At 43.0% G+C, this 26,133-nt stretch carries 27 protein-coding genes; 15 read left to right on the top strand and 12 right to left on the bottom strand.

Features of this window, described 5'->3' with window-relative positions; genetic code table 11:
* Position 1: 1 nt before the first annotated feature.
* Positions 2-3,106 (bottom strand): WD40/YVTN/BNR-like repeat-containing protein, encoded by a 3,105-nt coding sequence (locus ACOOEY_RS18455; RefSeq protein ID WP_420386202.1) that lies wholly within the window; start codon positions 3,104-3,106, stop codon positions 2-4.
* 149 nt (positions 3,107-3,255) lie between these two features.
* On the opposite strand from ACOOEY_RS18455, the gene ACOOEY_RS18460 reads away from it, so the two are divergent.
* On the top strand, positions 3,256-4,206 hold the full coding sequence (locus tag ACOOEY_RS18460; RefSeq protein ID WP_420386203.1) for a DUF6268 family outer membrane beta-barrel protein: 951 nt from the start codon (positions 3,256-3,258) through the stop codon (positions 4,204-4,206).
* Between the two features lie 256 nt (positions 4,207-4,462).
* On the opposite strand, the gene ACOOEY_RS18465 is transcribed toward ACOOEY_RS18460, so the two are convergent.
* The 5 genes from ACOOEY_RS18465 to ACOOEY_RS18485 all read right to left on the bottom strand — a co-directional run bounded on the left by ACOOEY_RS18465 (position 4,463) and on the right by ACOOEY_RS18485 (position 8,287).
* Positions 4,463-4,594 carry a hypothetical protein gene (locus ACOOEY_RS18465; protein WP_420386204.1) on the bottom strand — a complete coding sequence of 44 codons (132 nt, stop codon included), beginning with the start codon at positions 4,592-4,594 and terminating at the stop codon, positions 4,463-4,465.
* 201 nt (positions 4,595-4,795) lie between these two features.
* A complete protein-coding gene (locus ACOOEY_RS18470; RefSeq protein WP_420386205.1) occupies positions 4,796-4,927 on the bottom strand; it encodes a hypothetical protein in 132 nt (43 codons plus the stop codon).
* Positions 4,928-5,771: 844 nt separating this feature from the next.
* Positions 5,772-7,070: a D-alanyl-D-alanine carboxypeptidase gene (locus ACOOEY_RS18475; RefSeq protein ID WP_420386206.1), complete on the bottom strand. Its 1,299-nt coding sequence runs from the start codon at positions 7,068-7,070 to the stop codon at positions 5,772-5,774.
* Entirely contained in the window at positions 7,063-7,740 is a 678-nt protein-coding gene (locus ACOOEY_RS18480; RefSeq protein WP_420386207.1) for a nitroreductase family protein, read from the bottom strand. Before ACOOEY_RS18480 ends, ACOOEY_RS18475 begins: the two co-directional genes overlap by 8 nt.
* A 64-nt stretch (positions 7,741-7,804) precedes the next feature.
* The gene (locus tag ACOOEY_RS18485; RefSeq protein WP_420386208.1) at positions 7,805-8,287 is read right to left on the bottom strand and encodes a GNAT family N-acetyltransferase; all 483 of its coding nucleotides are present in this window, start codon (positions 8,285-8,287) and stop codon (positions 7,805-7,807) included.
* Positions 8,288-8,644: 357 nt separating this feature from the next.
* On the opposite strand from ACOOEY_RS18485, the gene ACOOEY_RS18490 reads away from it, so the two are divergent.
* On the top strand, positions 8,645-9,316 hold the full coding sequence (locus ACOOEY_RS18490) for a DUF4412 domain-containing protein (protein WP_420386209.1): 672 nt from the start codon (positions 8,645-8,647) through the stop codon (positions 9,314-9,316).
* Positions 9,317-9,599: 283 nt separating this feature from the next.
* On the opposite strand, the gene ACOOEY_RS18495 is transcribed toward ACOOEY_RS18490, so the two are convergent.
* Together ACOOEY_RS18495 and ACOOEY_RS18500 are read right to left on the bottom strand one after the other, a co-directional pair.
* Positions 9,600-10,379 (bottom strand): ABC transporter permease, encoded by a 780-nt coding sequence (locus ACOOEY_RS18495; protein ID WP_420386210.1) that lies wholly within the window; start codon positions 10,377-10,379, stop codon positions 9,600-9,602.
* Positions 10,376-11,293 carry an ABC transporter ATP-binding protein gene (locus tag ACOOEY_RS18500; protein WP_420386211.1) on the bottom strand — a complete coding sequence of 306 codons (918 nt, stop codon included), beginning with the start codon at positions 11,291-11,293 and terminating at the stop codon, positions 10,376-10,378. The genes ACOOEY_RS18495 and ACOOEY_RS18500 overlap by 4 nt, the downstream gene beginning before the upstream one ends.
* 183 nt (positions 11,294-11,476) lie before the next feature.
* Between ACOOEY_RS18500 and ACOOEY_RS18505 the strand changes: the two genes are divergently transcribed.
* From ACOOEY_RS18505 to ACOOEY_RS18525, 5 genes are all read left to right on the top strand, one after another.
* Positions 11,477-12,544, top strand: a complete 1,068-nt coding sequence (locus tag ACOOEY_RS18505; protein ID WP_420386212.1) for a sensor histidine kinase — start codon at positions 11,477-11,479, stop codon at positions 12,542-12,544.
* Complete coding sequence (locus ACOOEY_RS18510) at positions 12,541-13,233, top strand: LytR/AlgR family response regulator transcription factor (protein ID WP_420386213.1); 693 nt, start codon at positions 12,541-12,543, stop codon at positions 13,231-13,233. The genes ACOOEY_RS18505 and ACOOEY_RS18510 overlap by 4 nt, the downstream gene beginning before the upstream one ends.
* A gap of 94 nt (positions 13,234-13,327) precedes the next feature.
* Positions 13,328-14,608 (top strand): erythromycin esterase family protein, encoded by a 1,281-nt coding sequence (locus tag ACOOEY_RS18515; protein WP_420386214.1) that lies wholly within the window; start codon positions 13,328-13,330, stop codon positions 14,606-14,608.
* Between the two features lie 63 nt (positions 14,609-14,671).
* Complete coding sequence (locus ACOOEY_RS18520; protein WP_420386215.1) at positions 14,672-15,337, top strand: TetR family transcriptional regulator C-terminal domain-containing protein; 666 nt, start codon at positions 14,672-14,674, stop codon at positions 15,335-15,337.
* A gap of 9 nt (positions 15,338-15,346) precedes the next feature.
* Positions 15,347-16,666 (top strand): ABC1 kinase family protein, encoded by a 1,320-nt coding sequence (locus tag ACOOEY_RS18525; protein WP_420386216.1) that lies wholly within the window; start codon positions 15,347-15,349, stop codon positions 16,664-16,666.
* Here the strand turns inward: ACOOEY_RS18525 and ACOOEY_RS18530 are convergent.
* The 4 genes from ACOOEY_RS18530 to ACOOEY_RS18545 all read right to left on the bottom strand — a co-directional run bounded on the left by ACOOEY_RS18530 (position 16,663) and on the right by ACOOEY_RS18545 (position 19,845).
* A complete protein-coding gene (locus tag ACOOEY_RS18530; protein WP_420386217.1) occupies positions 16,663-17,010 on the bottom strand; it encodes a hypothetical protein in 348 nt (115 codons plus the stop codon). The genes ACOOEY_RS18525 and ACOOEY_RS18530 overlap by 4 nt on opposite strands.
* A gap of 124 nt (positions 17,011-17,134) precedes the next feature.
* Positions 17,135-17,557 carry a DUF1801 domain-containing protein gene (locus tag ACOOEY_RS18535; protein ID WP_420386218.1) on the bottom strand — a complete coding sequence of 141 codons (423 nt, stop codon included), beginning with the start codon at positions 17,555-17,557 and terminating at the stop codon, positions 17,135-17,137.
* A 4-nt stretch (positions 17,558-17,561) separates the two neighbouring features.
* A complete protein-coding gene (locus tag ACOOEY_RS18540) occupies positions 17,562-19,094 on the bottom strand; it encodes an arylsulfatase (protein WP_420386219.1) in 1,533 nt (510 codons plus the stop codon).
* Between the two features lie 55 nt (positions 19,095-19,149).
* Complete coding sequence (locus tag ACOOEY_RS18545) at positions 19,150-19,845, bottom strand: hypothetical protein (RefSeq protein ID WP_420386220.1); 696 nt, start codon at positions 19,843-19,845, stop codon at positions 19,150-19,152.
* 113 nt (positions 19,846-19,958) lie between these two features.
* On the opposite strand from ACOOEY_RS18545, the gene ACOOEY_RS18550 reads away from it, so the two are divergent.
* The 8 genes from ACOOEY_RS18550 (at position 19,959) to ACOOEY_RS18585 (ending at position 26,130) form a co-directional block, all read left to right on the top strand.
* Positions 19,959-20,975 carry a tetratricopeptide repeat protein gene (locus ACOOEY_RS18550; RefSeq protein WP_420386221.1) on the top strand — a complete coding sequence of 339 codons (1,017 nt, stop codon included), beginning with the start codon at positions 19,959-19,961 and terminating at the stop codon, positions 20,973-20,975.
* A gap of 110 nt (positions 20,976-21,085) precedes the next feature.
* Positions 21,086-21,598, top strand: coding sequence for an RNA polymerase sigma factor (locus ACOOEY_RS18555; protein ID WP_420386222.1), 513 nt, complete (start codon positions 21,086-21,088; stop codon positions 21,596-21,598).
* Positions 21,588-22,139: a hypothetical protein gene (locus tag ACOOEY_RS18560; RefSeq protein ID WP_420386223.1), complete on the top strand. Its 552-nt coding sequence runs from the start codon at positions 21,588-21,590 to the stop codon at positions 22,137-22,139. The genes ACOOEY_RS18555 and ACOOEY_RS18560 overlap by 11 nt, the downstream gene beginning before the upstream one ends.
* A gap of 13 nt (positions 22,140-22,152) precedes the next feature.
* Entirely contained in the window at positions 22,153-22,689 is a 537-nt protein-coding gene (locus ACOOEY_RS18565) for a DUF4252 domain-containing protein (protein WP_420386224.1), read from the top strand.
* A gap of 179 nt (positions 22,690-22,868) precedes the next feature.
* On the top strand, positions 22,869-23,405 hold the full coding sequence (locus tag ACOOEY_RS18570) for a DUF4252 domain-containing protein (RefSeq protein WP_420386225.1): 537 nt from the start codon (positions 22,869-22,871) through the stop codon (positions 23,403-23,405).
* Between the two features lie 23 nt (positions 23,406-23,428).
* Entirely contained in the window at positions 23,429-24,334 is a 906-nt protein-coding gene (locus ACOOEY_RS18575; protein WP_420386226.1) for an ABC transporter ATP-binding protein, read from the top strand.
* Positions 24,331-25,143: an ABC transporter permease gene (locus ACOOEY_RS18580; protein WP_420386227.1), complete on the top strand. Its 813-nt coding sequence runs from the start codon at positions 24,331-24,333 to the stop codon at positions 25,141-25,143. The genes ACOOEY_RS18575 and ACOOEY_RS18580 overlap by 4 nt, the downstream gene beginning before the upstream one ends.
* A 483-nt stretch (positions 25,144-25,626) precedes the next feature.
* Positions 25,627-26,130: a lipocalin family protein gene (locus ACOOEY_RS18585; RefSeq protein ID WP_420386228.1), complete on the top strand. Its 504-nt coding sequence runs from the start codon at positions 25,627-25,629 to the stop codon at positions 26,128-26,130.
* The last annotated feature ends 3 nt before the right edge of the window (positions 26,131-26,133 follow it).

Consider the following 26,133-nt stretch of genomic DNA (forward strand, 5'->3'; position numbering starts at 1 on the left):
TTTATTCTTGGGTATATCTGTATTCCTTTTTCAGTCCTCTGTTGAGTCTCTTAATATCTGAATTCAGTACTTGCTGAGTTTCCATCTTGAGCTTTGGCAGCATTTCATGGAAATAATCGTATTGAGCTTTCTGGTCTCCGGTCCATGGGCCGATCCAGCCACTAACTCCAAAATAGAGAGAGCGTACTCTGCTCAATAGTTCATTGTATTTCTGATTCAGGTCTTCTATTGACTTAGCGGCAGTTTCATCAAAGTCAACTTTATCCTTTCTCAGTTTATCGAGGTGCCACCCCATTTTTTGTGCAGGGAGCATTTCATCTACCAATAGTTCGTAGAGGGTGCCGATTTTCATCATAGAAGCCTTCCACTCTCTCTGTACATTAATGCTTACATCGAGACGAGGATCATTTTTAACTCTGAAGGTTTGCTCTATTACCTTGTCTTCGTAGGTCAGTCTGGCCACGTAAACGCCCGGTAGGATAGGAGTGCCTCCCAAACCGAAGCCTCTGAACCCGCCTCTTCGCTGGTTATCCGGATTCTGGTTCATTGGTTTGAAGTCAGGCCCTCTGAAGTTCCAGTAAGCTCTGTGGATTCCGGCTGAAGCATCTGTTCTCAGTGTAGCCAGTTCATTGCCATCCGTATCGTGAATGGTTAGCTTAAGCTTATCCTTATCGACAGAATCACGGACATAGTAGTCAATCATGGCGGCTACCGGAGGATTTTCTCCTCGGTAATACATATCACCCGTATGCGCTCCATTGATGTTTCTGTCAATCATTTCTGCATCTGCAATGCTGAAAAGAGCAAATCGCTGATGCCATTGGTCTCCAATTTCCTGAAGCGCACTAATGTTATCCAGAATCCATACACCACGACCATGAGAGGCCACCACCAGGTCATTATCTCTAGGGTGTACTACCAGGTCGTTAAATGGAAGGGTTGGCATGTTATTCTTCAGCTCTATCCAGTTTTCTCCTCGGTTAAAACTGACGAAAAGTCCCAGTTCAGTACCCAGGTAAAGAACATTGGGGTTTTTAGGGTCCTCCCTCAACGTTCTGGCCACACGGTCGGCAGGCAGGTCACCGGCTACTGATTCCCAGGTTTTACCACCATTGGTTGTGCGGTAGATATAGTTGTTGAAATCATTGTTTCTGTAGTTGTTGATGGCCACATAGGCGGTACCGGCCATACTTGGAGATACCTCAAAGGTATTAACCCAAGCATCTGCTGCCAGTCCGGGTAACTTATCGGTTACATTGGTCCAGGTTTTTCCATCGTCTTCCGATACCTGAACAAGTCCGTCATCTGTGCCGGCATAAAGATGGCCTTGGATAAAGCGATCTTCTGCAATAGCGGTCAGGGTAGGATAGTAGGGGATGCCATCGTCCAGAGAGTGAGTAGAAGTATCAGCTCTTTGTCCCATGATGGTCAGTTCTCTGCGGTTAACGCGAGTGGTCAGGTCACCGAGGCTTTCCCAGGTGGCTCCGCCATCAGTACTTTTCCAAAGCTGGTTAGTACCGGCATAAATGGTATTCGGATCGTGATAGCTCAGGAAGAACGGACCATCCCAATTGGCTGGGGCCATCGCATTGCCTAACTCTGGCTCAGGCTGACCCGGGCCCCAGGCGTCCCAGTTTCTTCTTGCTCCTATATGACCTTGTGGGTCATCGGGTCGGATAGACTGTCGCTGACCGTTTTTCATATTGAGTCGGCCCAGTCCAAGATATTGAGACTCAGTGTAGACCATATCTGGATCAGTATGATGAGGGAGGTTAAGGAAACCATCACCGCCACCAAGCTTTTTCCAGTCTTCATTGAGTATACCATTGCTTCTATAAGTTTCCGAAGGACCTACCCAGCTTCCATTGTCCTGCAAACCTCCATAAACATTATAAGGCTTGGCCATATCTACAGCCACTCTGTAGTATTGAGAAACAGGAAGGTTGGTAATGAATAACCAGGTCTGACCACGATCATAGGAGATCCCTAATCCACCATCATCACCCTTCATTACATGTCTCGAATCTTTCGGGTTGACCCAGAAGATTCGGTCATCGCCATGTAGCGATTGTCTGGCAGGTCTGAAAGTACGGCCAGAATCGCTGGAGTAGCTGTACTGGTTCATCATATAGATTCTGGAGGCATCACTAGGGTCGACTAATGGTTGACTGGCGTACATCGGACGTGGGTTCCAGTCACTCATGAACTCCCAGGTTTCGCCTTTATCTTTTGAGCGGTATAAGCCGGCTCTTCTTTCATTATAGGCAGTAGAAGCATTATACTGGAAGCCTTGTTCTACTGAAGCATAAACTATATTCGGATCTTTGCGGAAGATGGAAATACCTATGCGACCATAGTCGCCTTCTGGTAATCCGTTACGAAGTTCTTTCCAGGTTTTGCCTCCATCAGTCGATTTGTGCAGGCCTGAACCCGGTCCACCACCATCAAAGCCAAAAGGTCTTCTTCTTCTTTGGTAGGTGGCTGCATAGACGATTTGTGGGTTTTCAGGGTCTAAGGCTACATCTACCACGCCTGTATTGTCATCGATATAGATCAGGCGTTCCCAGCTTTCACCACCATCGGTAGTCTTATAAAGTCCTCTTTCATTATTGGGTCCCCAGAGGTGTCCCATAGCTGCAACATAGACTGTATTGGTATCGGTAGGATGGAGGGCAATTCTTCCTATATGGTGAGAATCTTTTAGTCCCATGTGTTGCCAGGTTTTTCCTCCATCGTGAGATTTATAGATACCATCTCCCCATGATGAGCTTTGTCGGTTGGCTCTTTCTCCGGTACCTACCCATAAAATATTAGTGTGATTTTGATGTAGGGCAATGGCACCAACTGAGTGTGTATTCTCATTTTCAAATACAGGTTCTATGGTTACCCCATTGTTGGTTGTCTTCCATACACCTCCGGTAGCCGTAGCGATGTAGAAGGTATAGGGGTCATTTTCATTGACAGCGAGGTCTACCACACGGCCACTCATGGTGGCTGGGCCTATATTCCTCAGACGAAGCCCGGAAAGGCTCTCTGAGCTGATTTGTGCCTGGGCAAAGCCCATTGTCGTCAGGCACAGAGTGAGAAAAAGAAGCGTTTTTTTCATCGAATTCTAGTTGTATGAGGCCTGAAGATAAAAATTATCATGGCGCAGATTGATCACTTTTTTAAGAGCGGTGAACAATCCGTGATTAGAATTTAATTCGTTAATTGCATGTCGACTTTTTGATGATTTGAAAGGTTGAAGCTTTGCCAATGAAACTACTAACATGCTTTGCACTCTGGTGCCTGTGTGCTGTTGCCCTTCAGGCTCAGGTAGATCTGTTGGAATACCGTCCAAAGGTGATTGAAATAGGTTACCGGGGTTTTTCCAATTACCAGTCTACTTCCATGAATGCCAATGGAGAGAATGAATTCATAAGTGACCAGTTGCTGACTGTTCGGCTGGGTATTCCTATAGTACTTCGTGAAAAGTCACTTTTTGGCGTTCAACTGAAATATTACAGACAGTCGTATAACACGGCTTTTATTCCCCAAAGCGATGAAAATATCTACCGTTACCTTAATCAGGAGCGTCTGATCAACACAGGGCTTAACTTCCTTTATCAGCGAAATCTTTCAGATACAAAGAAGCTTGTTCTGTTGGGAGTTACCGAATTGGCAAGTGATACCAGATACCTGAACCGTTACTCTGGTCGCTATTATGTAGCTGGTTCTTATAACACAAAGAAGCGCGAGGACCTGGAATTAGGTTATGGTTTAGTGGTCAACTATGCTTTGGGTGTCTTGAATATCTACCCAACATTTACCTATAACAGAGCACTGTCAGCAAAGGCCATGATAGAGGCTACTTTGCCTTCATTTATCAGTTTGCGATATCATGTTTCGGACAAGTCTTATTTTATTGCCAAAGCCATGTATGACAACTGGCGTTACAATGTCACCGATGCCATTGATCAGCAACAGTCGCAATTGACTCTGCAGCGAGCTGATTTTCTATTCAATGTAACTTATGAGCAAGAGGTTTACGATTGGCTGTGGTTGGCTACTGAGGTAAGTTATGTGAATAATGTAGCCTACATTGTCTCTTTGCCTGGTGAGAGGCTGAACAATCCATTGCAGGAGTATAAGCTGAAGGATGCGGCCTATCTGAAGTTTTCCGTCTTTATCGTGCCACCAGAGAAGCTTTGGAAAAAGGTGAAGTAGTTTGATTGATACGGTATCGTTATTGCGAGAAATGAAGCCTGTGATAACAAGGTGACCCCTAAGCCCTGAAGGGGGATTACGGTGTCAGGTCAGAAAATGCTTTTTCATCTGGAGTGAAATGAATCTGCCTGTGGCAGACAGGGGACCTCTCGGTTAAGCTGCAAGCATCAGGGAGATTCTTCAGTCGCCCATTTCTCATTTCATGGAAATGTTCTCCTTCTGAATGACGCGGTTAGCGGAGCTGCATCGGTCATCGTCATTCAGAGGAAGTATTATCCCGATGCATATCGGGGATAATATGACCGAAGAATCCCCAATGGAAACCACCGAGCTTCAATGCTTTAAGCCCTCCCTTGCCTTCAGACAGTAGGGATTTGCCTCTACGCATATTGTAAGAGTTAAACTACAATGCTCTTCGTAGCACTCCGTACCGTCCTCCTCCTATGGGGGAACCTGCCTGCGGCAGACAGACAGGGGACCTCTCGGTTAAGCTGCAAGCACCAGAGAGGTTCTTCAGTCGTACATTTCTCATTTCATGGAAATGTTCTCCGTCTGAATGAGGCGTTTAGGGGAGCTACATCGGTCACCGTCATTCAGAGGAAGTATTATCTCGATACATATCAGAGATAATATGACCAAAGAATCCCCAACGGAAACCACCTGGCTTTGATATTTTAAGCCCTCCCTTGCCTTTCGACAGTTGGGCTTTATCTCTACGCATACAGTAAGAGTTAAACTACAATGCTCCTTGTAGGACTCAGTACTGTCTTCCTCCCTTGGGGGAACCTGCCTGCGGTAGACAGGGGACCTCTCAGTTAATCTGCAAACACCAGGGAGATTCTTCAGTCGCACATTTCTCATTTCATGGAAATGTTCTCTGTCTGAATGAGGCGTTTAGGGGAGCTACATCGGTCACCGTCATTCAGAGGAAGTATTATCTCGATACATATCAGAGATAATACGACCGAAGAATCCGCAACGGAAACCACCGGGCTTTGATACTCTAGGTGTTTCCTTGCCTTCCGACAGGAGGGATTTACCTCTCCGCATACTGTAAGAGTTAAACTACAATGCTCTTCGTAGCACTCCGTACCGTCCTCCTCCTATGGGGGAACCTGCCTGCGGCAGACAGGGAACCTATCTGTTAAACTGCAAACACCAGGGAGATTCTTCAGTCGCCCATTTCTCATTTCATGGAAATGTTCTCCTTCTGAATGAGGCGTTTAGCGGAGCTGCATCAGTCACCGTCATTCAGAGGAAGTATTATCCCGATGCATATCGGGGATAATATGACGGAAGAATCCCCAGCGGAAACCACCAGGCTTTGATACTCTAGGCCTTTCCTTGCCTTCCGACAGGAGATGGGGGGCTCTTTTGGTTCAGTGCAATCAGCCAGTCAAGGTGTCTCACCATGACGGATTCAGAGCATAAAACCTTCAACATATTCAATCAATCGGAGGGGACACTAATTGTGGTAGCCTTTTTTCCCAACCCCTAAAGTGGGGTTACGGTGTCAGGTCAGTGAAGCCTGGGGATGTTAGCTTTTCGAACTCTAAGTCCAGAACCTAAAACCCTGTTTTAATCTTCTCCAGCATAACACCCATAGACTTTCGAACAGTGCTGGTAGAGGCGGTGTAATGGTTGGCAATCAATACAAATTGGAGGTACTTGCCTTTGTCTGTTAGAACATAACCAACCAGGGCATGATTATTACTGAGAGTACCTGTTTTGGCAAAGACATAAGGGCCATACCAGTCTTCAAGGGTTCCCGAGGTTTGGCCCTGGGGGAGTAGACCGAGTATTTCATTCGTATCGAATAAGGAAATCAACTTTTGTAACTCGGTTGGCTTAAACATATTGTATCTGGAAAGTCCGGAACCGTCACGCCATATTAATTCACCCGGGAATTGAGGGGCTGTCGATGAATTCCATGTAAGTTGTAATTCGTCTATTCCGGCTTCTGTACTGAGTGTATCACTTTGCTGTCCACTGATCATCAGCATAATCTGCTCGGCAAAGAGGTTGTCAGATTCCTGAAGGGTCCACCGATATAAGCTGTCAGCTATAACTCCGGGTATTGATTCATGGTATTCAGGCCTGGAGTTTAAGTCCAGATGCTGAATAGGCCGCTGGATAGCATCGCTTAATAGATCGGTGAAAAGGGCATTGGAGCTGTGAAAGGCACGGGTGATTGTGTCTACCTCATAATTATTAGCGAATTGAATGTGGAACTCGTTCCAGAACTCATCGCGGACTACGCTGGACTTTTCCGCATCAAGCGAGTCAACCGTAACCCGAAATCCTCTGTATTGCGGAGACATACTGTAGGTCTTATTCTTATTGTCCAGAATAAAACGAATGCTATTCCCATAAATAGGAAAAACAGATTTCTCTGCACCGAAATAGTAGGGATAATCGTCCCACCCCCATCCGGGACCAAAGCGGGAGTCTGCGGTTGGCCTTGGCCAATAAAACAGCTGTTTATCGGTGGCGTTAAGGAAATTCACTACAGCAGAATCCGGATGATCCGGGTGAAGGTTGAGTGGATAACCGGTACTCCAGAAAATGAGAGAATCACCTTGTACCACGTATTCTAATGCCGATAATGTATCGGGCAGGTGTTGTATGGCTCCATAGATGGTGAACAGCTTCGTTGTGGAGCCCGGAGTCATGTATTTGTCAGCATATTGCTCATAGAGCGGCTTTTTCTTCTCCGGGTCTACCAATAAAAAACCGATGAAGGCATTCTCAAAGCCGGGAAGTTCTTGCAGGTCTTTTCTGATTTTTCGCTTAGAATAGCGTTGAGCCTGTGCAGTTGACAGGCCAAAGGATAATACCAGAAGAAGACAAAGCAGTTTATTCATAGAAAACGGCTACCTCGTCCAGACCTTTTCTGCGGTTATTGGGTACATAAACTTCCTCTGCTTCATAGCCAACTGGCAAGAGAAGATAGGCTCTTTCATTGTCAGGACGATTAAGCAGTTTTTGGAGAAAGTTCATTGGGCTGGGAGTGTGGGTCAGCGTTACCAAGCCTGCGTCATGGATAGCAGTAATGAGCATACCTGCTGCTAAACCTACAGACTCATTGACATAGTAATTCTGATGCTTTTTACCTTCCGGATCATATTCAAAAGGTCTTTTGAAAACAATGATAAGATAAGGTGCTGTTTCTAAAAATGGTTTATGCCAGTCTGTAGCCATGGGCTTAAGGTCTTCCAGCCATTCTTCGCTCATGCGTTTGGTATAGCTTTCATACTCTTCTTTTTCGGCCGCTTCACGGATTTCCTTTTTTAGCTCAGGATTACTCACCACGCAGAAAGTCCAGGGTTGCTTGTGGGCTCCCGATGGAGCGGTGGAGGCAGATTTGATGATGTTTTCGATCACCTCGCGTGGAACAGGCTGATCTGAGAAATCTCTGACTGATCTGCGTGTTTCCATCCAGTCGTAGAACTTCTGACTACGTTCGATCATTTCCTCAGGCTCATAATGCTCATGACTGTAGGGAATGTGCTCAAATCCGTTAATGACTTTCATATCCATGGTTCGAATTTAGAAAAAATGCTTTTGAGTTAAATGTTATTGTTTGAATGTTGAAGGGTCAGGCATTGCCGGCCATCAATCTATATTTGATAAAAGTATACCCGTTGATATCGATTCTGTCTTCTTCCTTAAACCCTAGCCTGAGTATTCCCTGAATGCGGGTACGACTGGGAGGGAAGAGTATGGTAACCGATGGTAGCTGCATTTCTTTGAACGCCTTCTCAATAATGAGTCGATAAAGCTTTCTGCCAACACCCCAGAACCTGGGTAATAATACAAGCGCCAGATCAGCATCACCATTTTCAGGTTGGAGCCCACCCCATCCGGCAAAGACTCCATTCACTTTAAAAGCCCAGGGACCGTAGCCATGGGTTTGCCAGAGTTCCTCTTTTGCTGCGATAAACCTTTCATAATCATCCTGAGTAAAATCACCATTGAACAAAGGCATTTGCTGGCGAACCTGGGCATTGTTCATTAGGGCCAACATATCCGCAGGTTCAATATCGCTTAGCTGATGAAATGTGATTTCCTGAGTTTTCATAGGTGAGCAAATCGTATCAACTACAAAGGAATAGACCGAAGTTCAATCCATGTTTATAGTCGACAAGGTTTATCTCAAATATAGCTTCAATATGTAATTTACATGACTTCTGGGTTTTCAATCATTATTGAATTATGCGGGTTGAAAGGGGAGGTTTCAATTGTTTCATTTTGAGACATAAACCGATCGCTAAACACTGATTAGTTAGAATAGGAGTGTGTTTTGTAGGTTATTCTGCCTCAAACGAGGCTTTAATACTTCTTCCAAAGAGCACCGGATTTTAAAAATACATGGGAGCTGTTGACTAAACTCCGGTATAAGTCAGCTATTTTGCTAAAGATTTAAAACTACATAACTATGCTTATTAAGAACATGCGTTCAATCTTCCTCCTGTGTTTTTTCGCTATGACGGCTCAGCTGTCTGTGGCTCAGGAAAGTTTCAAGATCACTTTTGACTTTGCAATTGATGCCGAAGGCGATGAGGCAGAAATGGCCATGATGATGATGCAGGACTCAAAAATGGTGTTGGCCTTTAAGGGAGACAAAGCCAGAGTTCACATGGACATGGGTATGATGACCACCACAGTGATCAGCCATGACGATAGTAAATCGGGATTGATGTTGATGGATATGATGGGCATGAAGATGGCCGTGGCCATGACCGAAGCAGATTACAAAAAGGCTCTGGAGAATCAGAAAGACCCGAAGATTGAAGAAACGGGAGAGACCAAAACCATTGCAGGATACAAATGCAAAAAGGCCATTGTAACGGATGAAGATGGTACCAAAATGACCATCTATTATACACCAGACCTTAAGCCTTTGAATAAGAATACGGAATATACTTACAAGGGAATTGAAGGTATGCCTTTGGAGATGCACACTGTGCAGGAGGGTATGACCATTACGATCACTGCTACAGAAGTCGTCAAAAATAATGTCAGCGATGATGAGTTTAATCTGGATATTCCGGAAGGCTACAAAAAAATGACAATGCAGGAATTAGAGCAGATGGGTGGAGGTTACTAGACCTACCTGCTTCTAAAGAGAAGGCCTGAATATTTATTTATTCAGGCCTTCTCTTTTTTTGAGTCAGATGTCTTTCTGCATTCATGTGAAGCTCAGGGGAGAAGCCTTCACCATTATTATTCACTTCAACATGCTTAAAAAAAGAACCCCAGCTGAATCAGCCAGGGCACGATTTGGATGTATGTAATCCCGACAAGCGGGATATCTTTATGACGATTGCAAATGACTTATGTTTCTGCTTTCGTCAGATTATTTTTCAAAGTTTAAATCTTACTATCATTGGTTAAACAATTCTCTTTTTGCTGGCATCTATGGCAGCCGTTAGAGATAAGATCAGGAAAACAGCAAGGCTCAGATAGATGGGTTGCATATTTTCTAATAATAATGACCTGGCACCAACGTACTCGCCAGAGGCTGCCACATGGTAGCCATAGGGATGAAACATGGCGTACTCCCAGCCCTGAACTACAATCATAAATGAAATAATCCCACCAATGCCTATTCCCAATGGGAGTAGAATGTTTTTTGTCCGCTGGCTAATGTAGAACTGGATGGAAGCAAAGCCAAGAGTAGCCAGAAACATCCTGAAAGTTCTGCCATAGAGCATCACCAAATCGAATGGATCGCCAAAGCCAAGGTCAGGATTGATAGTATGGACAATTTTTCCAACCACCAAAATAAGCGTTCCGTAAAGCATCAGGCTTACGAAAAGCATAGCAACGAATACCAGCAACTTCGAGAAGAATACCGATAATCGATTGATTGGCTGAGTATAGATGAGCTTCCATGTATTTGAGTTCCATTCGATATTGCTGACAAAAAGGGCGACAATAAAGACAAAGAAGGGGAATAAGAAATTGGCAGGGCCATTACTGAACTGCAACAAATTACCCCAGGCGGTACCACCTCTTTCAACAATCTCATCACCTCTTTTGAGAAATACAATCAGGTTAATGATTGGAATAAAGGCAGGAGCCAGTATGATGAACCAAAAGACAAAAGTAGATCGGTACTTGTATATCTCTGCTGAGATACCTCTTTTCAATGCTATGGCTGTATTCATTGGTCTAATTTTTTTGTGATGTTGAGGAAGATAGATTCCAGGGTTTCTTCAGAGGTTTGCAGACCATAGACATCTATACCTGATTGTACCAACAGTTTGTTAATTCTGGATACATCGGCTTTTGATTCAATGGGTAGTTTGACAGATCTGCCGTTTTGCTCTGAGATGGTATAATTCATGTTGCGAAGAGCTTCAATGGCTTCATTAACCTGCTCCAATTCAATCTTAAGTTCCATCAGGCCGTCCTGTTGGTGAAGGCCTTCCAGTTTACCCTGATAGAGTATTTGGCCCTGATCGATAATGGCCACATCTGTAGCCAGTTTCTCAATTTCGGAGAGAATGTGACTGGAAAGGAAGATGGTTTTCCCATGCTCTTTATTCAACCGGGTAATCAACTCTCTCATTTCAATAATACCACTGGGGTCCAGGCCATTGGTGGGTTCATCGAGAATGAGCAGATCCGGGTCAGTCAATAAGGCTGCAGCAAGGCCAAGTCGCTGACACATACCCAGAGAGTAGTTTTTGGCTTTTTTATCAGCATTGTCAACCAGCCGGACAATCTTCAGGACTTCTTCAACCCTCGACTTAGGCACATTGACCATTCTTCTGATCACCTCCAGATTCTGTCTTCCCGTCAGGTGTTTGTAGATCGATGGATTTTCAATCAAAGCCCCAACTTTCTCGAGAATCTCTTCGCGACCGTTGCTGAAGTCCTTTCCAAAGAGTTTGATCTGTCCTTCACCCGCATGGAACAGATCCAGCAGAATACGGATGGTAGTGGTTTTTCCCGCTCCATTGGGACCGAGGAAGCCGAAAATACTGCCTTCGGGAACCTCCAGATTCACCTGGTTGAGCGCCTGGAACTCCTTGAAGTAGAAGTTCAGGTTTTTAGTTTCAATAATCAGATTCGACATAAGGTCTGTTTTGGGTAATGACGGAACAAATGTGGTTCTTGATGACACAGTAAATAGATGATTAGACCAATGGTGCATATTTCTCTGCCAATCGGGAAATGATCTCTACCAACCCTCTTCTTATACAAATAAGCCATTCAGGTTTGTAACATTTGATTGTTGTCAATCTTCTACCTTTAAGTTATGGAGAAACTGAGGCAGTGGTTAGACAGGCATTCGGGCGGACTGGTAGAGGTGGTTGTACACATCATTGCCTGGTTCTTATATCTGGCGTTTACGTACTTTTTCTATATCAGGCAAAGCGAATCGGGTCTATACCATTTTACTTACATACTGAGTATAGTGATTACAGATGTGCCCCTTTTCTATTACTTCTATTCCAAAGCCATTCCTCAATACCTGGTAGGGGGAAAGAAGAGCTGGTTCTTTACCGGGCTGGTAATCGTTATTTTAGCTATTTACCCGCTTTCTCGTTTCCTCATCGATCAGTTCCTGATCATTTATTTTCCTGATGATCTAAGCCCGTTCACCAGCATAGTGAGCACACAATTCTGGACCGTCTTTCTGGTGCGTACCTTGGGTGGCTTGTTTGTGATCATGATGGCCGGCTTTGGTAAGTTCACCTTCGACTATTTCCGAAATATGCGAATCAGAAAGGAATTGGAAACCCAAAACCTGACCAGTGAACTGGCCTTTCTCAAGTCACAGATTAATCCTCATTTCCTTTTCAATACCCTTAATAACATTCATACGCTATCATTCAAGCAATCACCATTGGCACCCGATGCCATTATGCAACTGTCTGAATTGATGCGATATATGATTTATGAGTCAGACACTGACTTTGTGCCACTGGAAAAGGAAGTATATCACCTGAAGAGCTTTATTGAATTGCAGTCATTGAGATTTAAAGCTGATGATCTGGTGAGTTTCAATATTTCAGGAGATGTGAGTCGCCATCAGATAGCACCACTTTTATTGCTGCCTTTTATAGAGAATGCCTTTAAACATGGTTATCAACTCAATCAAAGGCATTGCATTAAGATAGACCTCAAGGCCAATGAAGAGATTATGTTTCAGGTGGAAAACCCGATGTCTCCGACAGGATTAAGCCAATCGAAAGATGGAGTGGGGGGCGTTGGCCTTGAAAATATTAAGAGGCGACTTGAACTGATTTATCCCGGCCGGTACACATTATCCATTCGTCCTTCGTCAAACCGATACCTGATTACTTTAAGAATTCAGCCATGACCCAACTCAAGTGTATAATAGTAGATGATGAACCTCTGGCCGTTGATATTCTGGAGACCTATGTGCAGAAGCTTCATTGGATGAAACATGTGGCATCCTTCGAAAATGGGCTGGACGCACTGAATTTCCTCGATGAACATGATGTTGATCTGATTTTACTTGATATTCAGATGCCTGACCTCACTGGACTGGAATTGGCCAGAATTGCCAGGAGTAAAGCGGCTATTATATTTACTACGGCCTATCATCAATTTGCTGTAGAAGGCTTCGAAGTGGAAGCACTGGACTACCTGCTGAAACCCATTTCCTTCGATCGCTTTCTTAAGGCTGTTCAAAAGGTAAAAGCTACAGAGTCTTCTAAACCTGAATCTGATGACTACATTTTTGTTAAGGCGGAATATAAAATAGTGAAGGTAGCCTTCGATGATATCCTCTATATAGAAGGAATGAAAGACTATCTGCGCATCGTCACCCGGCAAGATAAAATCATGACTTTACAAAGCTTTTCCCGATTGGTACCTATTCTTCCCTCAGACCGATTCCTTAGGATTCATAAGTCTTATGTAATTGCGGTGAAGGCTATTGAAATGCTGGAAAAGGGTAAAGTAAAAGTAGGGTCCCAATTCATTCCTGTAGGAGAATCTTATCGCGCTGCTCTCGATGAGTTGATTCAAAAGCGGATGGCCTGACCAAAGGCTTTGGTATAGGGAAAAGCAGTGTTGGTAGATTTCATATAACAAGCTTAACCGGGCTTCATATACTTGACTTGAAAAGTCAAAAACTATGAAATCTATCTACGCCACCTTGGCCTGTTTTCTTTGCCTCAATTTATCGGCACAGGCCAATGATACACTTTCAGTTGATTTCCTGAAGGGGCATCTTCAGCCGATTGAAAGCATTGAACCTGGCACTTCTGATTACTCAGACCTCAGTTTTCTTAAAAAAGAATTAGAAAGAGTCGAAATAGTCCTTCTTGGTGAACAGGGGCATGGTGATGGTTCTTCCTTTCTGGCCAAAACCAGGTTAATCAAATACCTCCATGAAGAAATGGGATATAATGTGTTGGCCTTCGAGAGTGGCCTGGCCGACTGTTACCGGGTTTGGGAAGCTATTCAAAATGGAGCCGATAGTTTAGCCGTTTTCGACCTGGGGATATTCCCGGTTTGGGCAAAGAGCAAACAGGTGCAGCCTTTATTCGAGTATATTTTGGAGCAGTCGAAAACGGAGCATCCTCTCATTCTTGCTGGTTTTGATATGCAGCCAACGGGTTCAGTGCTTTCTCCGGCTGCCAGGTACCAGGAGATCGATGCCTACCTGACGGATCAACTGGGTGAGCAATGGAAAAATAAATACACACAATTCCGGAAGGCTTATGAAAATATAGCGCAGCTTTTTAGATCCCCTTTAAGTCAGGCTGAAAAGGACCAATTAGAACAGGAGGTGAATGCAGTTTCAGAGGCCATTCTTACAGCAGGTCAGAGCAGAAAGGATTTAGTAATGGCACGCTACATTCAGAACCTCCATTCAACCATCAGTCTGTTCACCAATGCCGATATGCAGAATCCTTCTAATACCCCTCATGTATTCAATATTCGCGATAAACGAATGGCCGAAAACTTTGAGCTGATTATGAATGAGTTGTATCCCGGAGAAAAGCTTATCGCCTGGGGTGCTAATTCTCACTTGGGTTTTGGCAGAGCACTTTTAGGTACATTTGAAGGGGAGGAGGCGCCTGAGCAAGCCATGGTGCCTGCTGGTCAGTACCTTAAGATTGATTATCAGGAGCGTTTGTATTCCATTGCTTTTACCAGCGCAGGAGGTAATTATGGGAGCATGAACAGGCCTCCGATGGACTTAGGAACAGCGCATCCACTGAGTCTGGAAGCACAGATTAAGAAAACCGGAATGCCTTATGCTTTTCTTGGCCTGAACCATGAAAGACTTAAAGGATTACGTTTCGCAGCCAGGATTTATGGGCATGGAGAAATGTCGGGAATTTGGTCCAATATGGCCGATGCTGTCTTCTACATTGAGCGAATGGAAGCTAACGAATTTAAAAAGTAAAAAAGGGGTAAATACTTGTGCTAATTTTCTCAACCTTTTTCTGCAAACAGGTGTTATGCAGGCATGGAAGAAAAGAAAGCAGCGAAAAGGACTACCAGAAAGTCTCCATCAGAGAAAATCAGGGAAGGATATATCGCTCATGTGCTGGAACATGGCAAAGCCCCTGAGTCTGTTTTTAAATTCATTAAAGAGTTGAAAATCAAGGAGGAAGAGTTTTATGAACATTATAACTCTTTCGAAAACATTGAAAAACATATCTGGTTGATGATTTTCAATGAGACCCTGGAAACAGTCAAAGGCGATTCAGTTTATGATGAGTATTCCGTTCGTGAAAAGATGCTCGCTTTCTTTTACACCTTTATCGAGCGACTGAAAAGTCATAGAAGTTACATTCTGCAAACAGTTCCTAAGAAGATCAGACCTGAATTGACACCCTATTACCTCATGGATGTCAAAAAAGCATTTAAAGATTGGGTCAATGAACTTTTGCTGGAAGGAGAGGAGACTGAGGAAATTGAGAAAAGACCCGTCATTGGTAAGAAATACGATGATGCGCTTTGGCTGCAATTCCTGTTTGTCATTGGCTTCTGGATTAAAGACGACAGCAAGGCCTTTGAAAAGACAGATGCTGCGATTGAAAAATCAGTCAACCTGGCCTTCGACCTGATGGGCCGAGGTCCTCTCGATGCCATAGTAGACTTTGGCAAATTCCTATTCCAAAACCGATAAGAACATTACATGAAGGAGCAGTCGAAAATACCTACTTCCAAAGTCCAACGTGCGGCCAAATTTGTGAAGACAGGTGCTAAAGTGGGTGGAAACTATGTAAAGCATTATGCTAAAAAGGCGGTAAACCCTTCATTGAGCAAGGATGAATTGCATGCTGATAATGCACGCGATATATATGATTCACTCAGTGAATTGAAAGGCAGTGCCTTGAAAGTGGCTCAGATGATGAGTATGGATAAAAACATGCTGCCGGCTGCATATCAGGATAAATTTTCGATGGCACAATATTCTGCCCCTCCTTTGTCTTATCCATTGGTAGTGAAAACCTTCCAGCAGTTCTTTAAGAAAAATCCATCTGATATATTCGACACTTTTACCAAGTCTGCAGTGAATGCAGCCTCAATTGGTCAGGTGCATCAGGCTACCATTGGCGACCATAAGTACGCAGTGAAGATTCAGTACCCCGGTGTCGCCAATTCCGTCAAGTCTGATTTGAAACTGGTACGCCCTTTTGCTGTTCGCCTGATGAATCTCAATGAGCGTGACCTCGATCATTATATGGAAGAGGTAGAAACCAAGTTGCTGGAGGAGACAGATTATCATTTGGAGGTACAGCGATCGGTAGAAATTTCGGAGGCTTGTTCCCATATTCCCCATCTCAACTTCCCCAAATATTACCCTCAGTATTCATCAGATAGGGTAATCACTATGGATTGGATGGAAGGTAAGGTGCTTAAGGAGTTTATTAAGACCCAGCCGGATCAGGAAACCAGAAATCGCGTAGGGCAGGCCATGTGGGACTTCTACGATTATCAGATTCATACACTCAGACAAGTGCATGCTGATCCGCACCCGGGTAACTTCATTATTGATGATCATGGTAACCTGGGAGTAATCGACTTTGGATGTGTTAAGGAGATTCCGGACCAGTTCTATGATCCTTATTTCAGTCTGATCAGAAAGGACATGCTTACAGCTGACAGTGAACTGGAAAGAAGATTCAAAGAGCTTCAGTTTATCTATGATGAAGACACCGAAGAAGACAAAGCTTACTTCTCAGGTGTAGTAAAAGACCTGATGGAGCTATTGGGAAAACCATTTCACCAGGAAGTCTTCGACTTTGGAGATGATCGATACTTTGCCGAGATATTCAAAATGGGAGAGGTGATTTCTGAATCTAAGAAGTTCAGAACCTCGCAACGTTCAAGAGGAGCCAGAGACGGCTTATATATTAATCGAACCTATTTTGGCTTATATAATATTCTGAATGAATTAGGAGCCGTAGTTAATACGACTAAACCGGAATGGGCTGCTAAAGTAGTAGCCTAAGGTAAGGTATTGGTTAGCTGCAATTGCCCAATCAGGCTGTGTTTGCTCACTGATTTGATGGAGAAGTTATTGGTGCCGAAGCCCTTCATAGCATCCTGATCAAAATCCTGTGGTTCCTTTAATACGGTGACCAGTTCTCCGCTGCCATCATATACCTCGAAGTAGATCAAACCCTGGCGGGTTATTTCTTTCATATCAGCCAGTAACTCCTGTTTGTCTTTCTTGATGTTTCTTTTTACAACACCCAGAAAGCGGTCTGAAATGTTTTCAGGTATCAGTCTTTCATTGAAAATGCAGACTATAAACAGTACAATGGCAAAGAGATAGGTGAAATATCTTTTCATATACAGACTTATTACCGACTCATGAGGGCTTACCCTACCATGGAATTTACAATAAATACAAAATAGGTGATACACCTAGAGACAGGTTTCTCACTGATTTGGGCTAAGTTCTTTTAACCTGTATTTACCCGTATTTTTTGGTCATGTAATCGTAGGATTCTTTCACCAGTTCTTCGAGAACCGACCTGTCGACATCTTCCAGCTTCTTAATATAGAGGCAGGATTTACCGGTTTTATACTTCCCGAGCTTCTGCATTAATTCTTCATACCTGCCAAAGCCAGGCATAATGTAGAGTGTAAGATTTTGGGCCCGGGGTGAAAAGCCTACCTTCATAAAATCACCCTCACGTCCGCTTTCATATTTGTAGTGATATACATCGAAGCCCACAATGGCAGTACCCCACATCTTAGCCGGCTTTCCGGTGATGTTCTCCATTAAAGCCTTAATCTCAAAGCTGTCGGCCCTCTTTTTGTCATCTTTAACACTGTTTAGAAAATGATCTACACTGCCGTCATTCTCCTGGGTTTTGTTTTCATTCTTTGCCATAAATCTATCTTTTTGAAATCACAGGAATGCTGAATTTACTGATAGCCGGTTCTTCGTGAGCCGACTCCATGATTTTACGGATATCTTCTACAATGTCTGGATATTCATTGGCTACATTTTCTGTTTCAGCCATGTCATTCTCCAAATCATAAAGTTCAATGTCCAGATTGCCATCCATCATGTTGGTTCTAATACCCTTCCATTTACCCATTCTTACGGCCTGCTGGCCATTGTAACTAGGAAACTCCCAGTAGAGGTATTCATGCTCTTTGCCAGGCTTTCCACTCTGCAGAACAGAGGCAAAGCTTAAACCGTCAACTGCCTTATTGAGCGGTGTATTAGAGAGTTCTGCCAATGTGGGAAGAATGTCATAAAAGGCACCGATATGGTCAGATGTAGAGCCTGGTTCAATTTTGCCCGGCCAGGAAGCAATCATAGGAACGCGAATGCCTCCCTCATAGGAGAAGCCTTTGGTGCGTCCGTAAGCATTAGGGAATGGCCCTGCACTATTGAAATACTCAGGATCTACTCCTCCGGCATAGGTAGGTCCGTTGTCACTGGTAAAAATGATCAGAGTGTTTTCGTATACACCCTCATCCTTTAAGGTCTGAATGAGTTCACCGACCTGCTGGTCCAGATAATCGATCATAGCTGCATAAGCAGCCTTGGGATACTGATGAGGGAAATAGCCATTTTGTCCAAGGTACGGTTCTTCCTCCCCAATGATTTTTCTGTATTTCTCAAGATATTCGGCCGGAACCTGTAAGGGCACATGCGGAAGAGGAGAAGCATAATACAGCATAAAGGGCCTGTCTTTATCCCGTGTTTTGATAAAACTAAGGGCACTTTCATGCATTTTGGCAGGTCCATAGTCAGCTTGATAATAATCACTATATGAGTCAGCCTGATTAGGATCAGCACCTTCTGCCAGTTTCTTTCCCGGGGGAATAGTATCATTATTTAAAGCCACCTTTTTATCGTTTTCCCATACATGGACAGGATAGAGGTTGTGCGCCTGGCGCTGGCAGTTGTAACCATAGAAATAATCGAACCCCTGTTGATTAGGTACCCCTTCAGTATTTGGAGCCCCAAGCCCCCATTTCCCTACTAAAGCGGACTGATAACCTGACTGGGCCAGAACTTCCGCCATGGTAACAATAGAATCAGGTATCGGTCTTTGACCCTCCAGTCCCGGGTCTTCAACAGCCGCTTTATAGTTCCAAACATCTCCACGCTCAGTCCATTCATCATTACCTCTGATGTAGGCATGACCCGTATGCATTCCGGTCAATAATACATACCTGGAGGGGGCACAAACGGGTGATCCCGCATAGAATTGCGAAAAACGCATACCATTAGCAGCCAGTTGGTCCAGGTTAGGTGTTTGTATGATCTTCTGGCCGTAACTCCCCAGCTCGCCATAGCCCAGATCATCGGCAAGAATCAATACGATGTTGGGGGGAGTAGTTTTCTCCTCTGGAGTGCAGGCAAAAATCAGAATGGAAAGCAGGAGGAAACTGAGTGGTTGGAGGCGCATAAAAAAATCGTTTCTCCAAAATAGAAAAACGATTTCACTAATTGATGAGAAGGTACTACTTCTTCCTTTTGGTAGCTTTCTTCAATTCCTTGAATGCTCTATTTGCTTTTTTTCCCTCTTTGAATTCCAGAATTATAACCCCCTTCTGCTTAGTGGCTTCATATTTTTTAAGACTCTCTTCATCTTTTAGCACCTCAATTGAATTTATCAATTCTACGTTGGTGTCTTTCAATGCATTGATACTTTGTATTCTTAATTCTTCCCCTTTGTGCTTTATAATAACCATTGAAGAACCTTCAAAATCAACAGATTCCCCATCGATTGTAATGAACTGTTGCTTCATGCTTTGTGTGCGTTTTTCGCTTTCAAAGTCCCGGTTCGAAGCATCCTGCCAAAGATCAACTTTGGTAAGTTTCCGGTAGATTTCTGATTCTTTCTCAAAAAAAGACCTGATTTCAGGAGAGCTCTTTAACTGAACAATGAGTACGCCATCAGCACCATCTTTACCATAAAGAGAAATTGCGGAATTATCTTTCAAAAGTGTAACAGAAGAAATCCAACTTGGGTCGATGGCATCCAGGTTGGCATTTTTACCCCAGGGTATATTTTTGCCTTGATAGGAAAGTTGAATAAACGGTTTTCTGGATTCTGTTAAAGTGTCCTTCGTATGGTTTGTTAGACTCAATTTTGGTTCCTGAGCATATATCTGAACAATAAAGAAGGTGAGTAAGAGTGTGGCTATCCTTTTCATAGTGGTTAATTTAGGACCAAATCAAGCAAAAATGAAGCCACTAATGGGGCGTTTTAACGGTATCTTCCTTTGCTTATACTCCTGATGATGACGTAATTTGCCGACAAATTGCTATGAAAAAGTTACTCTTCCTCCTGATTGTCCTTTCTGTTTTATCATGTGATTCCGATGAAGATAAAGCAGGACGCTTTTTCATTAAGGGCAACGAGGCATTGAACAATGGAGAACTGGAAAAAGCCATACGCTTTTACAATGAGGCCTTGACCATAAAACCCAATTATAAAGAGGCCCTGAACAACAGAGGAGTAGCACTGTACCAGGACGGCCGATATACCGAAGCCATTATTGATTATTCTAACATCCTTGTACAGATAGATACGGCTTATCCCGATGCCATTAGAAATCGCGCCAATGCCTACCTGGCTGATGGTCGTTATGAAAAAGCGCTGGAAGACCTAAGTCGATTGGAGAGGAGGTTTCCTGATTCCGCCTATGTTTACTTTACCAAGGGGATTGCTTATCACGAATCTGGCGATTATCAGCAAGCGATTAATGCTTTCAACGTCACGTTGGAGAAAGATCCCAAAGATGCTGAAGCACTGGTCAATGCTGCCAATAGCTATTTCATGCTCAAACAGATGGATAAGGCTCAGTCACTCTTGACGCAGGCTGAAGGCATAGATGCTTCGGAGCCCAATATCTACAATACCCGTGGGATGATTGCCATGGAAACCGGTCAGTTAGCGAAAGCCGAAGAATGGTTCGATCAGGCCCTAAAAATGGACCCCGGAAATCCATATTACCATAACAACAGAGGTTACCTGCTTTTACAAATGGATAGTCTCGATGCCGCTGCTGAAGATATTAGAAGGGCCATTATAGGAGCACCCGAGAATGCCTGGGCATATAGAAACCGGGGAATCCTCTTTCTCAAAAAAGAAAGCTATGAAGATGCCATTCGCAACTTCGAAACGGCTGCTCGTTTCGATAGTAAAATTCCGCTTCTCCATTTCTACTGGGCTAAAACCCTAAGCGAGCAAGGGCTTCTCTCAGAGGCTTGTGACCAGTTGGAGCAAGAGATTGAAGACTCTTCTGAGATCATTTCACTTCGCAGCAAGGTTTGTAAGTAATCTAAACTCTCTTTCTTTAATAGTTGGTTTTCAGTCAATTACTGAAAATCATAGAATTTTTTAACATGGCTGTTAACTTAGTTTAACCTATTGCCGTCTACCTTTTGATTATGGATGTATCACGCTTCAAAGAGGAAATTCTACCCTTGAAGAACAAGCTTTATCGTTTCTCACTTCACATTGTGAAGGATGATGAATTGGCTAAAGATGTTGTTCAGGAGAGCCTGATAAAGGTTTGGGAGAAAAGGGATGAACTTCATCAGATTCAAAATCTGGAAGCCTGGTGCATGCAAATCACAAGGAACAAATCGCTTGATAAACTGAGAAGTAAGCATGTGAAGAAAACCGATTTGTTCGAAGTGGAGTTCGATACGAGAAAGGAGAGAGATACCCCGCTGGTAGTAACCGAAAGAAGTGACCTGATGAAAAGAATCATGGGACTTATTGAAGAGCTACCAGACAGACAAAGGGAAGTAATGCATCTCCGTGATATTGAAGGCTACGCTTATAAAGAGATAGCCGATATGCTCGGAATAGATATTAATCTGGTGAAAACCAATCTGTTCAGAGCAAGAAGAAAATTGAAAGAAAGCCTAATAAAAGTAGATGCTTATGGACTTTAAGACATCAGAACTATTAAAGAAATACTGGGATGCCGAAACCAGTCAGGAAGAAGAAAAGGAGCTAAGTCAATTGCTCGCTACTTCTGAAGACGATGAACTGGAAGAGGAGAAAGCACTTTTCTCACACTTTGGAGAAAAGCAAAAAGCCCGGTTAGACGATGACTTTGATACCCAATTGCTGGCCCAAATAGACCAGATGGAAGAAGAGAAAGGTGCGAAGGTCATCAGCCTTAGAGGTTATTTCAGGCAATATGCCAGTGTGGCTGCCGCAGTGATCGTACTCTGTGTGAGTAGTTTCCTGTACTATCAGCAACAACAGCCATATGAAGTAGAAGATACTTTCGAAAATCCTGAAGTGGCTTATGCAGAATTGAAAAAGCAATTATTAATGGTTTCCCAACTTCTGAATAAAGGAGAGAATACGCTGAATGAGTTGAATAACCTCAGCAAAGTGCCTTCAGAATTTGCAGACTTTGGAAAGCTTAGCGAGGCTTCAGAAGGCCTTGAAATGTTAAGTGAAATGAATGTTGAAAATAATTAGTCAAAAATCGAATATGAAAAAGTTAGTATTAACAATGGTGATGGCAGTGTTTGCATTGAGTGCAAATGCTCAGGATGATGCGATATCGAAGTACTTTAGAAAATATGTTTCCGATACCTCATTTACGCACATCAACTTCAGTGGAAAAATGTTCCAGATGATTAGTAAGCTGGAAATGGATAATGCTGATGAACAAAAAATGATCGAAGAGTCTCTGGGAAAAATCAAGAGAGTTCAGGTCTTAGGCAAAGAACGTGGTGTTGATGGTAGAAAAATGTACAATGAAGCCATCAAACTGGTTGAAGGAAAAGACTTTGAAGAGCTGATGTCAGTTAGAGATGACGACAAGGACATCAGGTTCCTGATCAAAGAAAAGAATAATAGAATCGATGAGCTATTCATGGTCATGGGTGGCAGCGATGAGTTCGGCCTCCTTAGCATAGTAGGCGATGGCATCGATCTGAATGCACTATATAAGCTTTCCAAGAAGATTGGAATGCAAGGTTTCGAAGAGCTCGAATTCCTCGATCAAAGAGGAGGAGGCAACTAAGAAATCCTTAACTTAATCAGGCTGGTGTGGTTGATTTGGTCACCAGCCTGATTTTTATTTTTAGTCAAAAGCTCAAAATTTGGATGTATGTAATGAGCAAAAACTGGCTGACTCTTTATTGTCAAAAACTATGTTTTTGCGAATTCCATGTGTACCAAAGAGATTAAACCCTTTTACACATGAAAAAGCTTTTTACCCTGATCTTATGCTGCTCTTTAGCCTTTGGTGCTCAGGCCCAAAGTCGTAGTGTAGAGCGATTCCGCAGCGATCACAGACCCTCATTGAAACTTTTCTTTTACAAGAGCACCCTCAAAATGTATTCCCGTATGCAAATGGGTTTACAGAAAGAGTTTGGTGAAGATATGGCCGATTTACCTCAGCTGTCTGAGATGATTAATGGCATAGAGAAAATTAAATTCTTCAACTATGAAGAGTCTTCAGATATCAGCCGACAAATGATCGATCAGCTGGTGGAAGATGTACATCAGGAGGGATATGAAGATCTCATTACGGCAAGAATAGAAGGGAACCTCATGAATGTGATGATGAAAGAAAGCAGGGGAGAACCGGAAGGATTCGTTGTCATCGTTCGTACTGAAGATGGTTTCAACATCATCGACATAGAGGGGTACCCCGATGTAAGTAAAATTCTCGAACTCTCTCAGTTCATCAATGGAAGCTCAGATAATCTTCGTTTGTCTGAAGCATTTAGATAAGGTCAACAAAAAACAATCACGATTTGGATACTGTATTGTCAATTCATAATCTTTCCAAGCACTATGGAAGGATAAAAGCCCTTGACGGCCTCAATCTGGAGGTTAAGCGAGGCAACGTTTTTGGAATTCTGGGGCCCAATGGTAGTGGTAAAACAACTACTCTGGGTATGATCCTAGATGTTATTAATCCCACTTCCGGTACTTTTCAGTGGTTTGGTCAAAAGAGTAGTACCAATACCAGAAAGCGAATAGGAGCCATCCTTGAGCATCCAATTTTCTACCCCTACCTCACCGGGGTTCAAAACCTGATGATCGTTTGCGACATCAAGGAAGTGCCTTACCATAGGGTGGAAGAGGTGCTGGAGAAAGTAGGTCTGCAGGAAAGAAAAGACTCAAAGTTCAAAACTTACTCTCTGGGGATGAAACAGAGGCTGTCTATTGCTTCGGCATTACTCTGTGATCCTGAAGTCATGATTCTGGACGAACCTACTAATGGATTGGATCCACAAGGTATTGCTGAAATCAGAGAGCTAATCATTGATATTGCCAACAGTGGCAAAACCATCATCATAGCCAGTCACTTGCTGGATGAAGTGCAAAAAGTTTGTACACACTTCTGTGTGCTGCAAAGAGGTAAGCTGATTCATAATGGCCTGGTAGAAGATGTAGGCAAAGGAAGCCTGAGTGTAGAGGTGAAAGCCGAGGCCGACAACCTGGAAGAGGTACTCAATGCTTCCAGTATGCATACTCAGCTCAAACGAGAGCTCGATAAATACATTCTTACCATGGAGGATGGTTATGGCGCTGCCGATATTAACAAATACTTATTCGATCAGGGAATTACAGCCAAGCACCTAGTGGTAAAAACCAAGAGCCTTGAAAAGCAATTCCTTGAAATACTTAAAGGACAGGAAGGAGGTCAATCATGATGCGATTATTACGAATTGAATTAAGAAAAGTACGCCCCAGCAGATCGTTTAAGATCCTGGCTAGCATGTACCTGATTGCCCTTTTTATTATTTGTGTGGGGGTAATGCCTTTCTTCCAATACCTGAAGAGCAAGATAGAAGACTTCGATATGGATGGGTTAGACCCGACCATTATCCCTTTCTATGAGTTTCCTGATATCTGGCAAAACATTACCAGTGTAGCCATTTTCTTTAAGCTCTTACTGGGTTTCAGCCTGATTTTCTCTGTGACTAATGAGTTCTCCTACAGAACCATCAGGCAAAACGTGATTGATGGTTTGAGCAAGCGTGAATTCATTATGAGTAAGATCGTAATGGCCGGATTCCTCAGTGCTATTTCTGCGGCCTTCCTCTTTGTTTTAGGGTTGATTACCGGTCTGATTTACTCAACAGAAGTAAGCTTCAGTCTTATTTTTGAAGATGCCTACTTTATTCTGGCCTTTGCCTTACAGCTATTCACCTTCCTGATCTTTACCCTGTTTGTCGGTACACTGATCAAGAAATCCATTATTGCTATGGGAGTACTGATCTTCTGGACCTTGGTAGTGGAGAATGTGATATGGGGCAGAATGACTTACCTCGGCTATGACTGGATTGGTTATGTATTGCCAGTAAAGGCCACTAACCAGTTAATACACATACCATTCCCTAAGTATATTTTCCAGGAAGTGCAGGACTACATTACGCTTCCAGAACTGGGAGCTGTGGTAGGCTTTATGATATTGTTCTATTGGGCTACCATTAAACTAGTGGTCAAAAGAGATTTATAATTACTTATGTTCAATACTAAAAAGCCTCTTCTGTTATAGAAGGGGCTTTTTTTGTTCCTGTGTTTTTGTGATTTAGCTGTCTGAAATCATGCTAAGCTTAGGCTAAGCTATAGTATCTACTTACAATTTCCTTGAGCAATATCCTGATCAGATACTACTTTTAGGTTGTTGTGGATTATGCTTTGGCCATTGTATGATCCATTCTGAAGTAGGTTAGATAAGCCACAGAAATTAGCCAACTGATCATTATAGTTAATAATCAGATTGCCGTACAGGGCGTTTGGGGGAGATAATGAGTTATAGTTCGCAATGTGTCTTGTAATGTAGATACCGAAGGAGCTTGCTTTATAAAATGTTTGAGAAACGGAATTAGAATTCTTTGATATTTTAAGTTGACTCACTAGATTGAGAATCAATTAAACGCACATGATTTTTTCCCCTTTTCAGGAATCTTTTTTCAAATCAATACTTACCAATCGAACTATGGCAAAAGGTTTTGCTCATCGATGCTTTTATCTATTAAAAGCTGTTAAAAGGTGTGTTCTGGCATCAATCCTCATTTTCCTGACTTCAAGCCTGTCTGCTCAGGATGGTGAACTAGTTAAGTTAGAGGAGTCCAATCTGGTAGGTATCTGGCAGCTAGACTTTTCAAAGTCCCGGAAAACTACTTCAAAAGAAATGGATGGGCAACTTAAAAAGATGAATGCTCAACAGCTTAAAAAAGTGAATGATCAATTGATTGATCTGAAGTATCATTTCAAGTCAGATCACTATGTCGATATTATTAGGGCAGATGGCAAGACCAGTGTGTCTAATTGGGAACTTGGAGATAATGGGGGCAGTATTATCCTGACAGATGAAAGTGGCTTGGTTAGAAAGTATTATGTAATCGAACTCAAGAATAAAAAACTGGTATTGAAAATGGATTTGGAAGGCAAGTATAAGCCCGTTCTTCCAGAGTTATTTTTAAACAGACTTTCCAATTAATAG

Source organism: Roseivirga sp. (assembly GCF_965216855.1).
Taxonomy (GTDB): Bacteria; Bacteroidota; Bacteroidia; order Cytophagales; family Cyclobacteriaceae; genus Roseivirga.

What these genes read in the sequence shown, in the direction of transcription:
- ACOOEY_RS18455 (WP_420386202.1), bottom strand. Translation starts at nt 3,106, where the DNA reads ATGAAAAAAACGCTTCTTTTTCTCACTCTGTGCCTGACGACAATGGGC.
- ACOOEY_RS18460 (WP_420386203.1), top strand. Translation starts at nt 3,256, where the DNA reads ATGAAACTACTAACATGCTTTGCACTCTGGTGCCTGTGTGCTGTTGCC.
- ACOOEY_RS18465 (WP_420386204.1), bottom strand. Translation starts at nt 4,594, where the DNA reads ATGCGTAGAGGCAAATCCCTACTGTCTGAAGGCAAGGGAGGGCTTAAA.
- ACOOEY_RS18470 (WP_420386205.1), bottom strand. Translation starts at nt 4,927, where the DNA reads ATGCGTAGAGATAAAGCCCAACTGTCGAAAGGCAAGGGAGGGCTTAAA.
- ACOOEY_RS18475 (WP_420386206.1), bottom strand. Translation starts at nt 7,070, where the DNA reads ATGAATAAACTGCTTTGTCTTCTTCTGGTATTATCCTTTGGCCTGTCA.
- ACOOEY_RS18480 (WP_420386207.1), bottom strand. Translation starts at nt 7,740, where the DNA reads ATGAAAGTCATTAACGGATTTGAGCACATTCCCTACAGTCATGAGCAT.
- ACOOEY_RS18485 (WP_420386208.1), bottom strand. Translation starts at nt 8,287, where the DNA reads ATGAAAACTCAGGAAATCACATTTCATCAGCTAAGCGATATTGAACCT.
- ACOOEY_RS18490 (WP_420386209.1), top strand. Translation starts at nt 8,645, where the DNA reads ATGCTTATTAAGAACATGCGTTCAATCTTCCTCCTGTGTTTTTTCGCT.
- ACOOEY_RS18495 (WP_420386210.1), bottom strand. Translation starts at nt 10,379, where the DNA reads ATGAATACAGCCATAGCATTGAAAAGAGGTATCTCAGCAGAGATATAC.
- ACOOEY_RS18500 (WP_420386211.1), bottom strand. Translation starts at nt 11,293, where the DNA reads ATGTCGAATCTGATTATTGAAACTAAAAACCTGAACTTCTACTTCAAG.
- ACOOEY_RS18505 (WP_420386212.1), top strand. Translation starts at nt 11,477, where the DNA reads ATGGAGAAACTGAGGCAGTGGTTAGACAGGCATTCGGGCGGACTGGTA.
- ACOOEY_RS18510 (WP_420386213.1), top strand. Translation starts at nt 12,541, where the DNA reads ATGACCCAACTCAAGTGTATAATAGTAGATGATGAACCTCTGGCCGTT.
- ACOOEY_RS18515 (WP_420386214.1), top strand. Translation starts at nt 13,328, where the DNA reads ATGAAATCTATCTACGCCACCTTGGCCTGTTTTCTTTGCCTCAATTTA.
- ACOOEY_RS18520 (WP_420386215.1), top strand. Translation starts at nt 14,672, where the DNA reads ATGGAAGAAAAGAAAGCAGCGAAAAGGACTACCAGAAAGTCTCCATCA.
- ACOOEY_RS18525 (WP_420386216.1), top strand. Translation starts at nt 15,347, where the DNA reads ATGAAGGAGCAGTCGAAAATACCTACTTCCAAAGTCCAACGTGCGGCC.
- ACOOEY_RS18530 (WP_420386217.1), bottom strand. Translation starts at nt 17,010, where the DNA reads ATGAAAAGATATTTCACCTATCTCTTTGCCATTGTACTGTTTATAGTC.
- ACOOEY_RS18535 (WP_420386218.1), bottom strand. Translation starts at nt 17,557, where the DNA reads ATGGCAAAGAATGAAAACAAAACCCAGGAGAATGACGGCAGTGTAGAT.
- ACOOEY_RS18540 (WP_420386219.1), bottom strand. Translation starts at nt 19,094, where the DNA reads ATGCGCCTCCAACCACTCAGTTTCCTCCTGCTTTCCATTCTGATTTTT.
- ACOOEY_RS18545 (WP_420386220.1), bottom strand. Translation starts at nt 19,845, where the DNA reads ATGAAAAGGATAGCCACACTCTTACTCACCTTCTTTATTGTTCAGATA.
- ACOOEY_RS18550 (WP_420386221.1), top strand. Translation starts at nt 19,959, where the DNA reads ATGAAAAAGTTACTCTTCCTCCTGATTGTCCTTTCTGTTTTATCATGT.
- ACOOEY_RS18555 (WP_420386222.1), top strand. Translation starts at nt 21,086, where the DNA reads ATGGATGTATCACGCTTCAAAGAGGAAATTCTACCCTTGAAGAACAAG.
- ACOOEY_RS18560 (WP_420386223.1), top strand. Translation starts at nt 21,588, where the DNA reads ATGGACTTTAAGACATCAGAACTATTAAAGAAATACTGGGATGCCGAA.
- ACOOEY_RS18565 (WP_420386224.1), top strand. Translation starts at nt 22,153, where the DNA reads ATGAAAAAGTTAGTATTAACAATGGTGATGGCAGTGTTTGCATTGAGT.
- ACOOEY_RS18570 (WP_420386225.1), top strand. Translation starts at nt 22,869, where the DNA reads ATGAAAAAGCTTTTTACCCTGATCTTATGCTGCTCTTTAGCCTTTGGT.
- ACOOEY_RS18580 (WP_420386227.1), top strand. Translation starts at nt 24,331, where the DNA reads ATGATGCGATTATTACGAATTGAATTAAGAAAAGTACGCCCCAGCAGA.
- ACOOEY_RS18585 (WP_420386228.1), top strand. Translation starts at nt 25,627, where the DNA reads ATGGCAAAAGGTTTTGCTCATCGATGCTTTTATCTATTAAAAGCTGTT.